Below are 12,788 nucleotides of genomic sequence, written 5' to 3'. Positions count from 1 at the left end.
AATTGGGTTCTGGGAGAATCATCAATAGTTGGTATGATACACTGTAACTTCAAGCCTGTGTTGGCTCAGGCGGTATCGCCAGCCAATCCATCATCGCCCGACGGTCAGGAGACATAGCACCCGTGCCACGCACACAACCTCTCATTGAAGCCCGACAGCTGGGCGTTCGTCTCGGTGGTGAAACCATTATCCGCAACGTCAATCTCAGCGTTTTCGACGGCCAGATCGTAACGTTGATCGGCCCTAACGGCGCGGGAAAATCAACACTGATCAAAACATTGCTGGGGGTGCACCGGGTCAGTGAAGGCCAGTTGACTCTGGCACCATCACTGACCATCGGGTATATGCCGCAACGCATCAGCATCGACGATTCACTGCCCTTATCGGTTTTCCGGCTGATGACACTGACCCATCGTGCTGCACGAACAGCGGTGATTGATGCGCTGCGCCTGACCGATGTCCCGCACCTGATCGACCGGCCTGTCCAGCAACTGAGCGGCGGGGAATTTCAACGGGTCATGCTGGCGCGTGCACTATTAAAACAACCCGATGTACTGGTGCTCGACGAGCCGGTGCAGGGAGTCGACTTCAACGGGGAGGTGGAGCTGTACCGGCTGATTCAGCGCATACGCGACGAGCGTGGCTGCGCCATTCTAATGGTCTCCCACGATCTGCACCTGGTCATGGCCGCTACCGACGAGGTTGTCTGCCTGAACGGTCATGTGTGCTGCACCGGCGCGCCGGAAACCATCACCCGCCAACCGGAATTTACCCAGTTGTTCGGGCACAAACATGCCGATGCCCTGGCCTTTTACAGCCACCACCACGACCACAACCACAGCCTGGCTGAACAGGGAGGCCACGTTCATGATTGAGATGCTCTGGCCCGCCCTGCTCGCCGGTACCGGCATCGCTCTACTTGCAGGCCCGCTGGGCAGTTTCATGGTGTGGCGCCGCATGGCCTACTTTGGCGATACCATGGCGCATTCCGGCTTGCTGGGAGTAACCCTGGCCGTGGTACTGAACCTCAATTTGACGGTCGGTATCGCTCTGGTCACCACCGCCCTGGCATTACTGCTGTTTGGTCTGCAACGGCAACGGCGTCTGCCGTCCGATACCCTTTTGGGCATCCTGTCACACGGTTCACTGGCGATTGGCATGCTGGTCCTGGCGTTTTCCGAATCGGTACGCATCGACCTGAGTGGCTTGCTGTTCGGGGATTTGCTGGCGGTTAACCAGGGTGATGTGCTCTGGGTTGCGGCTATTTTGGTCGTGGCGATACCCGTCATGGCGTTGATCTGGCGCCCCCTGTTAGCCATCACCGTGCACGAAGATCTGGCCCGGGCCGAAGGGATTGCTACCGAGCGCATTCGTATTGTCTATCTGATTCTGATTGCACTGGTTATCGCCGTGGCGATGAAGATTGTCGGCATCCTGCTGATCACCGCCCTGATGATTATTCCGGCCGCCGCCGCTCGCTGGCTGTCCAAAACGCCCGAGCAGATGGCATTCGGCGCCTCTGTGCTGGGTGTCGTCTGTGTCTGGGCCGGACTGGGCGGCTCATGGCTAACCAATGCCCCCAGTGGCCCGGCGATTGTGGTGACGGCGGTGATTGCCTTCGCCGTCTTGCTAGTCGTCAGTCAGGTCAGGCAGCGACTGGCCCACTGATGAGCCAATTCCTGCGTCGGCCATCAGATGCCCATACTGGCCAGTGACTCCAGAATGTTTCTGGCCACAGCCGCACTACGCGGGTGATCGACGCTCAGGTCCTCGATCAGCATCTCCATCGATTCCCGCAGAGTGGGCTCTTCAGGGTCTGGTTCATCCGAGTTGTGGATGTGGTACTCAACCTTGGCCAGCAATTCCTGCTGCTGCGGGCTGATTTCGCCTTCATCCATTGTCGCTCGTAACCGCTCAAGTAAGGCTCGCAAATGGTCTTTTGGCATGGTGGGGCCCTTGTAGTGATGTAACACATGAATATCCTGGGACCGGCTATTCTGGTCGATACAACCCAGCAACAACCGGATACCCTAACTATAGCAGAGCCAGACCACCCCCGAAGCTAAAAGCCATCCCGCTTCAGGCTTGACATTCCCGGAGCTGGAAGGTCAAAACTGTCTGATGATCCGCGACCAACAAGAGGGCAGCATCATGTTGATTAAAGACGCAGCGCTAGCGTCCGGCTTACCGGCAAAAACGATTCGTTACTACGAGAGCCTGGGTCTGATCGAATCCCGCCGGGCCGGTAATGGGTACCGCCAATACGGCCACCGGGACATCGAACGGATGCAGTTTCTCGCGCGGTCAAGAACGCTGGGGTTCTCGCTGGAAGAATGCCGCTCCCTGCTCGATCTTTACGATGATCCGACTCGCGCCAGTGCCTCGGTCAATGCGCTGGCCAGGCAACATTTGGATGAGCTGGATGATAAAATTCGTGAACTGAGCGCGATGAAACAAACGCTGATTGATCTGGTTTCACAGTGCCCGGGGGATCAGTCATCCGACTGCGCCATACTGGAGTCCCTGGCGCATGGGCAGAACGACGAATAATCTGAAATCCAAGGCTTTGCTTTATTTAGCGTTAGCGATAGGCTAGATGATATCCAAACCCTGAAGGAAGCCTGCATATGATCGACTGGATCGTCAATTTCTGGGTCGAAAACTCGCCCTTTATACTCAGCGTCGGCTATAACCTGCTACTGGTCATAGCGGTGTTCATTGTTGCCAGCATCGTCTCCAATGCCGTTAAGAAGTCGATCCGCAACAGCGGCAAACGCATCAAACGGATGGACCCGACTCTGATCCCCCTGTTCGCCGGCATCGCCGGTTATGCGGTCTACATCGTCGCCGTGGTTATTGTGCTGGATATCTTCGGCGTCAATACCAATTCCATCGTCGCCTTGCTGGGTGCTGCCGGCCTGGCCATTGGTCTGGCGTTGAAAGACACCCTGAGCAACATAGCGTCCGGCATCATGATGCTGATTCTGCGGCCCTTCCGGGTTGGAGACTACATCACCTTTAACGGCACCGGCGGTACGGTGGAAGAGATCAGCCTGTTTACCACCATTCTGAAGACGCCGGATGGCCAGTACATCTCAGCCCCCAACTCCAATGTCTGGAGCGCCACCATCCAGAATTCCACCCGCAACGGTACCCGCCGGATGGATGTGGTTGTGGGCGTTGCCTACGACGATGATCTCGATGCCGGTTTCCGGGCATTACAGCAACTGGTGGATGAAGAATCCCGTTTTCTCAAAGACCCGGCCCCTCAGGTTATGGTGCAGTCTCTGGGCGACAGCTCGGTGAACCTGCAAATTCGCGCCTGGGCGACGGTGGATGATTACTGGACAATCTGGTGGGAAATGCAGAAAAAAGTGAAGATCGCCGTCGAAGCAGCCGGCCTCAGCATTCCGTTTCCGCAGCGGGATGTTCACCACTACAATGTGGAGAACCTGCCAGCACAATCCGACAACGCCCCCAAGTCGTAAGGCAAGCCGGGCACAAAAAAACCGGGTCCAGCCCGGTTTTTTATTACCAGAATCGTAACCGCCGCAGTATCAGAAACTCGATTACAGCAACCACGCCCAGCCCGATGCAGGTATACCAGAACGCCATGCCATCATCGACGCCAGGCATACCCCCGACGTTAATACCAAACAAACCGGTCAGAAACCCCAGCGGCAGGAAGATACCGGCAATTACTGACAGCCAGTAAGTGTTGCGGTTCATTCGTTCAGCCAGTACTTGCTGCTGTTCATCTCTGACCAATTGAATCTGTTGCAGCAACATTTCAATGGTTTCCAGCATGCGCAGCGTCACATCACGCTGGTTGGCCAGCAACATCAGATCCCGATCCGACAACCATTCACCGGCCTCACCCGCCAACCGGTCGAGTGCGCCCATCTGTGGTCTGATAAACCGGTTCAGACGCAACAGTCGCTTGTGAAAATGCGTCAGGTCCGACAAATACTGCTGAGGATTCACACTGCTGTCGCGGCTCTCGAGACCTTCCAGCTCGCGCTCCGAGGCCTCCAGCAATTCACCAATGCGATCATTCAGAGCTTCAATAATCGTCACCAGCAAGGCACTGACTGATACCGGTCCCTGGCGTTGCTCGAGCCGTTCACGCACACTGGCAATAGCCTTGAACGGCCGCTTGCGCAGTGTGATCAACCCATCCTTGTACCAAAGCATGCGCAGGCTCAGCATGTCGTCAGGTGCAGCACCCGGCGTCAGGTTTACGCCTCGCAAAATAAGCAGAAAGCCGTCCCCCACGGGTTCAAACCGGGGCCGGGTATCTTCGGCCAACAAGGCCTGGCGCAACCCACGGCTAATATCCAGATGCGAAAGCCAGCCCGGCAATCCGGCATCGTCCCGCTGACAATGTACCCAGCGCCGACTCACGTCATCGGGCGCGCCCGACTGGGACTCAGGTGGCTGTACATCAAAGCGCCAATGGTCAATTACGAAAGAATGATTGGATTGGGTGTCATTCGTCATATTGGAAGCCTGGTGGCCCTCAGAGAATACTCAAGTAATAGTCGGGTTAACCACACCAACACGCGCAGATTGCCTGGCAACAGAGAACACGCAGACGTCTCACTCAAAGGAGTAGACCGTCTCGTTAATGCAAAGCATCGCCCTTGGCATCCAGATCCAGCTCGGGCTCATCAAGAAACAGTACGTCCAGTGCCGTTGCGTGTTCAAGCACATTGAGGGTACTGCCGGTCACTGCGCTGAGAAAGGCGTTGAAATAGTTCGGCGACAGCTCGGCGGCGATCAGGATTCCGCTGATGACGAGGCGGGGAATTTCGTCATCATGAAGGTTCAGCGTCACCTTCACCAGCGGATGTTCGAAATTCACCAGGTTCAGGCTGCCGTGCAAGGGCAAGACGGCTGACGGGCGTATGGGCAGCTCGGTGGAGATGATGATCATACCCTCGTCCAGAAAGACCCGGCTTTCCAGAACGCCCAGCTGCTCTTCCAAGTCCGTCAGATGAATGCCTTCGCAATTCGGGCACAGATAATGCCGGACCGACAGGTCCTTTAACCAGTTTTCCAGATGATCTCGTGTGAAATCGGACATGCAATGGTCGCCTATCGGGGTCATTCAAAAACGGACGGGCATTGTACGGTCATTTTGTTCCGGTCTCCACCGGGTTCACAGCAACGGCAAGGGCCCCTGTTGCTTCACGGCCCGTATCGCAAAGCTGCTGTCGATGGTATTAACCGCAGAAACTTTCTGCAGTCGCCGCACCCATTGCTCGTAGCCCGGCAAATCGGCCGTAACGACCTGCAACAGGTAATCAAATGCTCCGGACACCGTGTGGCAATCGATCACTTCGGGCATGTCCCGCAGAGTGTCCTCGAAGGCTTCGACCAGGCTGTCCTGATGTTGATTGAGCCGTACGTGAACGAAGATGGTAATGCCCAAATTGAGGCGCTGCCGGTCGAGATGGGCGCGATAACCGCTGATGTAGCCTTCGTCTTCCAGCCGGCGCAGCCGCCGGGCACAAGGAGATGCCGATAATCCTACCCGCTCCGCCAGTTCGGCCGTGGTCAGACGGGCATTGCGTTGCACCGCATCCAGTAGCCGCCGATCGATTCGATCAAGCATCCTCGCCCTCCTTTAGCACTAATTGTCAATAATAAAAGAAACCATAGCACAGCCAGCTAATTTCAGTGAAACAGTTGCTAATATTCACTCAAAACCACCAGAGTACTTACGTCACACTAGGCGCCACTATTCGAATGCAAAACCTGCGGAGAGACGCGCATGACACACCAGCTTCAAGGCACAGCCACGGCCACCCTGCCACGTCGGAGCCTGACGGATGTGCTGCCACAACTGTCCACCCCTGGCGTGCGCCTGGCCGGTTATGCGGCAGCGCTGGCGACCGTGTTGATCTGGTCCTGCTATTTTCTGTCGCTTCGCTATGGTGCCCTGTCTGCGCTAGGCACTTTCGAACTGACGCTGTTTCGCTTCGCTGTGCCGGGGCTGATTTTGCTGCCCTGGTTCATCCGCCGGCGCCACTCTATTCTGGCCGTACACCCGGTGTGGCTGGCTGGCATTCTGGTTGGTGCCGGGTTGCCGTTCTTTCTGCTCAGTGCCCACGCCATGGGGCTGGCACCGGTGGTTCAGGGCAGTACGCTGATTCCCGGCACGGCGCCTCTGTTTGTGACCGCACTCGCGGTGGTTATTTTCCGGCAGCCGTTAACCCTGGCACGCTTTGCTGGTCTGGGCAGTGTTGTTATGGGCATTCTGCTTATGCTGGCAGCAACAGGTCTGGATATGAGTGGCGCCGTATTTCAGGGGCAAATGATGTTTCTGGTGTGCAGTCTGTGTTGGGCGCTGTTTACACTCAGTGTCCGTCAGAGCGGACTGGCCCCGCTGGAAACCGCCGCGGTGTTAACCGTACCCAGTGGCGCCTTGCTGTTACTCTGGGGGCTCGTCAGCGGAACCGGCATAGACCTCGGCACCGTACCGGCCAGTGAGTGGCTGCTGCAATTGGCCGTTCAGGGGCTTGCCGTGGGCTTGGGGGCGGGCTTTCTATATGGCTACGCGATTCGCGCCCTCGGGGCTGAAATCACCTCAGCCATCGGCTCTCTGACCCCGGTTTGCGCGACAGTACTGGCGGCGGTCTTTTTGCACGAAAGCGTCGAACTGATCACGCTGTTGGGGTTATCCTTGGTGACCCTGGGCGTAATCGCTGCGAGCGGGCTGATCCGGTCACGCTAGCAGCCCGGCCCGAACCTGCCACCTTGTCTTATTTATGCGGAGTGATCGAATGTTTGAACGTCTCAATGCCCCGAAACAAGATCCGATTCTGGGGTTAACCCTCGCCATTATGGCCGATCAGCGCAGCGACAAGATGGACCTGGGCATTGGGGTCTATCGCAACGCCGAGGGTGCCACCCCAATCATGGCCGCGGTTCGACAAGCTCAACGTGAACAGGCCGAAAACCAGACTACCAAGAGCTACATTGGCCTCGCAGGCAATGAAACGTTCAATTCCGCGCTAATAGACTTGTTGTTAGCTGGCACGGCCGCCCAAAGCCGGGCCGCCGGCATTCAGACACCGGGTGCCAGTGGCGCGCTGCGCATGCTGGCGGAACTGATCAAAAGCGCCCGGCCCGACGCCACCGTCTGGATCAGCAACCCCAGCTACGTGAACCATCGCCCGGTCATGGAAGCCGCGGGCCTGAAAGTCGCCGACTATACCTACTTCGACGTTGCCACCAAGCAAGTCGACGAAGCCGCCATGCTTGAACAGATCGCAACCCTGGGGGAACAGGATGTTCTTCTGCTACACGGTTGCTGCCATAACCCGACCGGGGCTGATATTTCCCTGCAGGCCTGGCAGCGCATCGCCGAGCTTGCCGAACAGCAAGGCTTTCTACCCTTTGTCGACATCGCCTATCAGGGCTTTGGCGATGGGTTGATGAAGGATGCCGCCGGCTTGCGACTGCTGGCCGACCGGCTACCCGAACTGATCATCGCCACCTCGTGTTCCAAGAATTTTGGCCTCTATCGCGAACGCACCGGTGCGGCCATTGTAGTGGGTCATACCCTCGAAGAGAGCCTGAAGGCCAAGGGTCGCATTCTGGAAGTGGCCCGGGGCAGCTACACCATGCCACCCGATCACGGTGCGGCACTGGTCGCTGCCATTCTGGGGCGGGATGATCTTAAAACACTGTGGATGAATGAGCTGACGGAGATGAACCAGCGCATCAATCATCTTCGTGCCGAACTGGTTCACCAGTTCCGTGACAGAAGCAACAGCGATCGCTTCGATTATTTTGGCCAGCACCGGGGCATGTTTTCGGTGACCGGGCTTACCAGCGAACAGATCGATGCCCTGCGTGTTGAGCATGGGATTTACATGGTCGGTGGCGGCCGGATGAACGTCGCCGGTCTTGCTGAACGTGATATTCCCCGCCTGGTCGACTGCTTTCTGGCCGTCGGCGCCTGAGGTAAACCCCGTGTGCGGTGTACATCAACGCCGCACACGGGCATAGTCTGCACTAGGGAGCCTCTGAACAACTCCCCCAGGGCTCTGCGCGAGCTAAAACGTTCTGCCACAAGGCGCACTTCGCAGCGCAATGGCCGTAGCCCTTGTCAAGAAGTGCAACGCCGGGGCAGGACGTTTTAGCCGCGCCCTCCGGGGCTTTCCGAGGAACGCTGCCACCGCGTTGGACTCATTTGAAAGGTCCAGACATTCCTGCATGAGTCCGCCTTGTGGCAACGTCCCTCGGATAAGCCAGAGCCCTGGGGGAGTTATCCAGAGGCTCCCTAGGTTCCCTTCTGCCGATGGCATTGCTCAGCCACAGGACAAGGACACTCCCAATACGCAGCATCAACACTTGGCAACTATGACCCCTACTCCGCTTTTGACACTCCTGAAACGCTGGTTCCTACCTGCCATATTAGTGGCCTGCATTCCCTTTTTCTTCTATAGCGCTGGCCTTGGGCTGGACTCGGAACTTGAACGTAGCCTGCTCAATTTCGGGCATATTGTGTTTTTCGCCCTGGCCATTTTTGCATTGCGCAATAATCTCGACATGCGCACCTGGCCGCACTGGCTGGCGATCAGCATTGCTGTGTTTCTGGTCAGCATTATCGTCGAGTACATTCAACACAATACCGGTCGCACTCGTAGCTGGGAGGATGTTGAGCGCAATCTTATCGGTGCCTGGCTGGCCATGTTCTGGCTAAACCCACCCAGCGCTCAGGTCTGGACTGGCCGGCTGATTGCCACCGGCTTGTTCGTCAGCCAACTGGTTATGGTCAGTCAGGCCAGCATGACCGAGTACCGGCTGCACAATACGCTTCCGGTCTTGTCCGATTTCGAGAACGACTATGAAATTGACTGGTGGCAAGGCGATGTTACCCGTACAGATACACGTGCCTGGCATGGACACCAAAGCATGGCGATCCGCCTGACCACCCAAACCTATTCAGGCGCCCGGATGACACGCATACCCAATGACTGGAGCGGCTACAGCAGCCTTAATTTTGCCGTCTACAACCCAAGCCTGCTGCCAATGCCCCTGACGCTGCGCATTAACGATATGGCCCATGAGCGATCCCTGTTGTATCAGGATCGCTTCAATAGCACCTTTATTATCGAATATGGCTGGAACCTGATTGAATTCTCACTGGAGGACGTGCGCAACGCGCCGTCTGGCCGTGACATGGACATGAGCAACATCAGTCACCTGGAGCTGTTCGCCTTCGAACTCGACCGCCCCCGGGAAATCACCGTTGATTATCTGAGACTGAAATAGCCACCCTTACCGGCCTTCACTGGAAATCAGTGCCCGCCGGTCTTGCCAGAACGCCTGGCAGACCTGAATAAAATCCCGCGTTACCGGGCTTAGCTCCCGGTCGGACCGGTAAAACACCCCGACCTGGCGCTCAATGCTGGCAAAGTCAAACTCCAACAAGGGCCGGAAGTGCTGGATCTGCGGGAGCTGTCGTGTCACTTCGGTACTGATGTACCCCACCGCCAGCCCCTGATCGATCAAATTCAGGCGTACATTCAAACTGCTGATTTGCCAGATCATCTGAAACCGGTCGCGCAGTTTTTCCTGATAGGGCCGCTGGTCGGGTTCATCGAGTGACGAAACCACCAGTGGAATACGCCGCAAGTCAGCCAGCGTCAGCGCGCCGCTGTGAATCGGCTTGGTGGGATTGATCATCAGCAGGCGTTTTTCCCGGTACAGGGGCACACGCTCAAACCGGTCCATCCGGGTTTGAAAAGGCCCCAGCCCCAATTCAACCTCCCCGCTGATCACCGACTGCACAATGGTCCGCGAGGGCTGCTCGATAATGCGCAGCCGTGCTTCGGGCCAGCGCCGGTTGAACACCGAAATCAGCTCGGCACCGGCAAAGCGATTGTTGGTGCTGTCGATGGCAACGGTCAGCCGCTGGTCCAGCCCGCGGGACAGTCGGTTCAGATCGCTGAACACCTGCTGCTCCTGCTGACGCTGATCATCGGCATACCGGTACAGTCGCCGGCCGGCCGGCGTTAACCGGACCGGTCGCTCACGAATCAGCAACGGCACCCCCAACTTAGTCTCCAGCTGCTTAACCGACTGGCTGACCGCCGACTGAGTCAGGTGCAAATCAGCAGCGGCCGAGCGAAAACCACCGGTTCTTGCCACGCTCAAAAAGATACGCAGTTCACTGTTTTCGAAGCGCATGATTAGCCCTGCTTATCATAAATTAACAAAGTTTAATTAGATTAACCAAAACCGGGCGCGTTTAATAGCGCCCTCACAGCGTATTGAAGGTGATTTTATGACTACCGATATCAATTCAGGACTCGAAGGCGTCGTCGTCGGCGCGACCCGCCTGTCCAATGTTGAGGGCGAAATCGGCCGTCTGACTTACCGGGGTGAAGTGATTGAAGAACTGGTAAAACAGCCATTCGCAGGCGTTGCCTACTGGCTGATGACCGGTGAACACCCGACCGAAGACCAGGTTCGCGCTCTGGATCTCTGGCTGGCGGCCGAATCTGAACTGACCGCCACAGAATTGCGTCTGCTGGAACAACTGCCACGCACCCTGCATCCGATGGCGGTACTGCAAAGTGTGGCCCCGGTTGCCAACCTGGCACCCAACCAGCCCGCCCCCGATTTTGTCTCAGATAAATGGCAGGACGGACTGGTATTGGCGGCTCGATTGAACGGTGTCGTTCGTGTCTGGCACAACCTCTGCACTTTGGGTCAGGTGCGCGTTCTGCCTGCTGGCCTCGGATTTCTGGAAACGCTGTTGTACGGCATTCAGGGTCAGAAACCCTCGGCTGAAGCACTGGGTGCCATTAACGCCACTCAGATTCTGCAATTGGACCACGGTTTTAATGCCGGTACCTTTGCCGGCCGCGTCATCGCCAGCACCCAGGGCAGCTTGCAAGCCAGTGTTGCCGGTAGCCTGGGTGCGCTCTCCGGTGCCTTGCACGGCGGTGCCGACGAAGCCGCGGTGATCATGGCGCAAACCATTGGCTCGCCGGATAAGGCTGATGCCTGGGTGCGTGATGCGCTGGCGAACAAGGTCAAGATCATGGGCATGGGCCATCGCGAATACAAAGCACTGGATCCGCGCGCGGCCATTCTGAAGCCGATGGCGCGCCAGTTCTGCGAAGGCACTGAATGGGAAAACCTGATGGAAACGCTGGTGGCGGTTGAAGACACTTGCCAATCAGTCTTCAGCGAGAAAGGTAAGGAAATACACGCCAACCTGGAATTCTACAAAGGCGCCGTTTACCTGGCACTGGGCATTCCGGAGCAGTATTTTACGTCCTTCTTTGCCTGCAGCCGGGTCTTCGGCTGGGTCTCGCATTACCACGAGTTCCAGACCGATGCCCGACTGATTCGCCCGCGCGCGCTTTACATCGGCGCCTGATCGGTTGCTGGCTTCGGCCGGCCAAACCGGATCAACCGGGTGGTGATGGCGGTCCCGAACAGGGTGATCGCCATCCCCAGCCAAACGGTCAGACTGATCGTCTCCCCAAGAAACACATACCCCCACCCCAGCGCACTGACCGGGACCAGAAAGGTTACCGTAGAGGTTGCCGTTGCCCCCGCACTCGACAACAACTGGAAATACACCAGAAAGGCCAGCGCCGTACTGAACAGGGCCAATGCCAGGGTATTTAACCAGGCTTGCGTCGAAGGCATGGTGTCGGGCCACAGAAGAAGGCCCGGTATCAGCAGAATCAACGCCGACAAAGCGGTGCTGCCACCGGCGACCACCTGAACCGGCAAATGCGACAGACGTTGTTTGGTAAAATTACCGGCCACGCCATAGCACAGCGTCGCGGCCAGAGCGGCCAGAATGGACCAGCCATCGCCACCCACTGAGAAATCCAGCCGATTCCCTGACAACACATAGACCCCGACAAAGGCGATGGCCAAGCCCAGATACTGTTGCCGGGTAACGGCCGTGGCGAAAAACATCATGCCAATCAATGCAGTAAACAGAGGGGTAGTGGCGTTAATCAGCGAGGTAAAGCCCGCTTCCAGACTCAGAGTGGCATAAGCCAGCAACGAAAACGGCAGAACATGATTCGTCACTGACAATACGGTCAGTGGCACCTTGTATTGCCAGACCAGAACCAGATGACGGCGAACCAGAAGCAACGGCGACAGCAACAGAGCCGCCACACCCATCCGGATAAAAATAAGGCTGACAGCTCCAAATTCCGGTGCCGCTACCCGCATGAAAATAAAGGACACACCCCAGAGGGTAGACAGCGCCAGCAGGCGCAGTACATCTAACGGCAACATTCAATGACTTCCTGATTAAACAGAGGGCAGGCCCGAGTTAGGGTCTGTGGTAAGCGTCACACCTTCGGGGGTCAGCTCATAAAAAAAACAATCGCGGCGATTGGTATGACAGGCCGGGCCTTGTTGATCGACCTGCAGCAACAGCGTATCGCCGTCACAATCGAGTTTCATGCTAATCAGGCGCTGGCGGTGACCGGAACTTTCGCCCTTGCGCCAATAGGTCTGGCGTGAGCGGGACCAATAGCACACCTGCCCTTCTGCCAGGGTTTCCTCGATCGAGGCCCGGTTCATCCAGGCCATCATCAGCACTTCACCGGTATCGTGTTGCTGGGCGATCGCCGGGATTAGCCCGTCTTCATTGGTTTTCAATTCACTGAGAACCTCATCGAGGCTCAGTTGGGTACCGCGGGGAGCCTGCTCCCATTGCTTGAACATGGTCCTGCCTTTTTGGAATTCGATTGTCGAGGGGTTGGGCTGAAAGCGTCACACGATCTTTG

15 protein-coding genes are annotated in these 12,788 nt (G+C 57.1%); 8 read left to right on the top strand and 7 right to left on the bottom strand.

Annotation, left to right across the window (positions count from 1 at the left end):
- Nucleotides 1-122: 122 nt before the first annotated feature.
- Both ABJT94_RS09090 and ABJT94_RS09085 read left to right on the top strand, forming a co-directional pair.
- The gene (locus tag ABJT94_RS09090) at nt 123-875 is read left to right on the top strand and encodes a metal ABC transporter ATP-binding protein (RefSeq protein WP_348475636.1); all 753 of its coding nucleotides are present in this window, start codon (nt 123-125) and stop codon (nt 873-875) included.
- Nucleotides 868-1,668 carry an iron chelate uptake ABC transporter family permease subunit gene (locus ABJT94_RS09085; protein ID WP_348475637.1) on the top strand — a complete coding sequence of 267 codons (801 nt, stop codon included), beginning with the start codon at nt 868-870 and terminating at the stop codon, nt 1,666-1,668. Before ABJT94_RS09090 ends, ABJT94_RS09085 begins: the two co-directional genes overlap by 8 nt.
- A gap of 23 nt (nt 1,669-1,691) precedes the next feature.
- On the opposite strand, the gene ABJT94_RS09080 is transcribed toward ABJT94_RS09085, so the two are convergent.
- Nucleotides 1,692-1,946 carry a DUF4404 family protein gene (locus ABJT94_RS09080; protein WP_348475638.1) on the bottom strand — a complete coding sequence of 85 codons (255 nt, stop codon included), beginning with the start codon at nt 1,944-1,946 and terminating at the stop codon, nt 1,692-1,694.
- Between the two features lie 205 nt (nt 1,947-2,151).
- Here ABJT94_RS09080 and ABJT94_RS09075 point away from each other — a divergent pair, with 205 nt between their 5' ends.
- Nucleotides 2,152-2,550, top strand: a complete 399-nt coding sequence (locus ABJT94_RS09075; protein ID WP_348475639.1) for a MerR family DNA-binding protein — start codon at nt 2,152-2,154, stop codon at nt 2,548-2,550.
- 77 nt (nt 2,551-2,627) lie between these two features.
- On the top strand, nt 2,628-3,488 hold the full coding sequence (locus ABJT94_RS09070; protein ID WP_348475640.1) for a mechanosensitive ion channel domain-containing protein: 861 nt from the start codon (nt 2,628-2,630) through the stop codon (nt 3,486-3,488).
- A gap of 43 nt (nt 3,489-3,531) precedes the next feature.
- Here the strand turns inward: ABJT94_RS09070 and ABJT94_RS09065 are convergent, their stop codons facing one another.
- The 3 genes from ABJT94_RS09065 to ABJT94_RS09055 all read right to left on the bottom strand — a co-directional run bounded on the left by ABJT94_RS09065 (nt 3,532) and on the right by ABJT94_RS09055 (nt 5,617).
- Complete coding sequence (locus ABJT94_RS09065; RefSeq protein WP_348475641.1) at nt 3,532-4,500, bottom strand: zinc transporter ZntB; 969 nt, start codon at nt 4,498-4,500, stop codon at nt 3,532-3,534.
- Nucleotides 4,501-4,624: 124 nt separating this feature from the next.
- Nucleotides 4,625-5,086, bottom strand: a complete 462-nt coding sequence (locus ABJT94_RS09060; protein ID WP_348475642.1) for a YbjN domain-containing protein — start codon at nt 5,084-5,086, stop codon at nt 4,625-4,627.
- A 75-nt stretch (nt 5,087-5,161) separates the two neighbouring features.
- A complete protein-coding gene (locus ABJT94_RS09055; RefSeq protein ID WP_348475643.1) occupies nt 5,162-5,617 on the bottom strand; it encodes an Lrp/AsnC family transcriptional regulator in 456 nt (151 codons plus the stop codon).
- Nucleotides 5,618-5,776: 159 nt separating this feature from the next.
- On the opposite strand from ABJT94_RS09055, the gene ABJT94_RS09050 reads away from it, so the two are divergent.
- The 3 genes from ABJT94_RS09050 (at nt 5,777) to ABJT94_RS09040 (ending at nt 9,288) form a co-directional block, all read left to right on the top strand.
- Nucleotides 5,777-6,739, top strand: coding sequence for a DMT family transporter (locus ABJT94_RS09050; RefSeq protein ID WP_348475644.1), 963 nt, complete (start codon nt 5,777-5,779; stop codon nt 6,737-6,739).
- A 49-nt stretch (nt 6,740-6,788) separates the two neighbouring features.
- Nucleotides 6,789-7,973, top strand: coding sequence for an amino acid aminotransferase (locus ABJT94_RS09045; protein ID WP_348475645.1), 1,185 nt, complete (start codon nt 6,789-6,791; stop codon nt 7,971-7,973).
- 391 nt (nt 7,974-8,364) lie between these two features.
- Nucleotides 8,365-9,288: a hypothetical protein gene (locus ABJT94_RS09040; RefSeq protein WP_348493911.1), complete on the top strand. Its 924-nt coding sequence runs from the start codon at nt 8,365-8,367 to the stop codon at nt 9,286-9,288.
- Nucleotides 9,289-9,294: 6 nt separating this feature from the next.
- On the opposite strand, the gene ABJT94_RS09035 is transcribed toward ABJT94_RS09040, so the two are convergent.
- Nucleotides 9,295-10,206 carry a LysR family transcriptional regulator gene (locus ABJT94_RS09035; protein ID WP_348475647.1) on the bottom strand — a complete coding sequence of 304 codons (912 nt, stop codon included), beginning with the start codon at nt 10,204-10,206 and terminating at the stop codon, nt 9,295-9,297.
- A 97-nt stretch (nt 10,207-10,303) separates the two neighbouring features.
- On the opposite strand from ABJT94_RS09035, the gene ABJT94_RS09030 reads away from it, so the two are divergent.
- Complete coding sequence (locus ABJT94_RS09030; protein WP_348475648.1) at nt 10,304-11,407, top strand: citrate/2-methylcitrate synthase; 1,104 nt, start codon at nt 10,304-10,306, stop codon at nt 11,405-11,407.
- Here ABJT94_RS09030 and ABJT94_RS09025 read toward each other — a convergent pair.
- Both ABJT94_RS09025 and hisI read right to left on the bottom strand, forming a co-directional pair.
- Nucleotides 11,392-12,291 carry a DMT family transporter gene (locus ABJT94_RS09025; RefSeq protein WP_348475649.1) on the bottom strand — a complete coding sequence of 300 codons (900 nt, stop codon included), beginning with the start codon at nt 12,289-12,291 and terminating at the stop codon, nt 11,392-11,394. The two genes, ABJT94_RS09030 and ABJT94_RS09025, sit on opposite strands and share 16 nt — an antisense overlap.
- Before the next feature lie 15 nt (nt 12,292-12,306).
- Nucleotides 12,307-12,726, bottom strand: coding sequence for a phosphoribosyl-AMP cyclohydrolase (gene hisI, locus ABJT94_RS09020; protein ID WP_348475650.1), 420 nt, complete (start codon nt 12,724-12,726; stop codon nt 12,307-12,309).
- Nucleotides 12,727-12,788: the final 62 nt, after the last annotated feature.

Source organism: Saccharospirillum sp. (assembly GCF_039982735.1).
GTDB lineage: Bacteria > Pseudomonadota > Gammaproteobacteria > Pseudomonadales > Natronospirillaceae > Saccharospirillum.
The sequence above is the reverse complement of the archived record's forward strand: the minus strand, read 5'-3'. Positions and strand labels throughout refer to the sequence as shown.

Coding starts and splice junctions, on each gene's coding strand:
- ABJT94_RS09085 (WP_348475637.1), top strand. CDS start 868: ATGATTGAGATGCTCTGGCCCGCCCTGCTCGCCGGTACCGGCATCGCT.
- ABJT94_RS09080 (WP_348475638.1), bottom strand. CDS start 1,946: ATGCCAAAAGACCATTTGCGAGCCTTACTTGAGCGGTTACGAGCGACA.
- ABJT94_RS09075 (WP_348475639.1), top strand. CDS start 2,152: ATGTTGATTAAAGACGCAGCGCTAGCGTCCGGCTTACCGGCAAAAACG.
- ABJT94_RS09070 (WP_348475640.1), top strand. CDS start 2,628: ATGATCGACTGGATCGTCAATTTCTGGGTCGAAAACTCGCCCTTTATA.
- ABJT94_RS09065 (WP_348475641.1), bottom strand. CDS start 4,500: ATGACGAATGACACCCAATCCAATCATTCTTTCGTAATTGACCATTGG.
- ABJT94_RS09060 (WP_348475642.1), bottom strand. CDS start 5,086: ATGTCCGATTTCACACGAGATCATCTGGAAAACTGGTTAAAGGACCTG.
- ABJT94_RS09055 (WP_348475643.1), bottom strand. CDS start 5,617: ATGCTTGATCGAATCGATCGGCGGCTACTGGATGCGGTGCAACGCAAT.
- ABJT94_RS09050 (WP_348475644.1), top strand. CDS start 5,777: ATGACACACCAGCTTCAAGGCACAGCCACGGCCACCCTGCCACGTCGG.
- ABJT94_RS09045 (WP_348475645.1), top strand. CDS start 6,789: ATGTTTGAACGTCTCAATGCCCCGAAACAAGATCCGATTCTGGGGTTA.
- ABJT94_RS09035 (WP_348475647.1), bottom strand. CDS start 10,206: ATGCGCTTCGAAAACAGTGAACTGCGTATCTTTTTGAGCGTGGCAAGA.
- ABJT94_RS09030 (WP_348475648.1), top strand. CDS start 10,304: ATGACTACCGATATCAATTCAGGACTCGAAGGCGTCGTCGTCGGCGCG.
- ABJT94_RS09025 (WP_348475649.1), bottom strand. CDS start 12,291: ATGTTGCCGTTAGATGTACTGCGCCTGCTGGCGCTGTCTACCCTCTGG.
- hisI (WP_348475650.1), bottom strand. CDS start 12,726: ATGTTCAAGCAATGGGAGCAGGCTCCCCGCGGTACCCAACTGAGCCTC.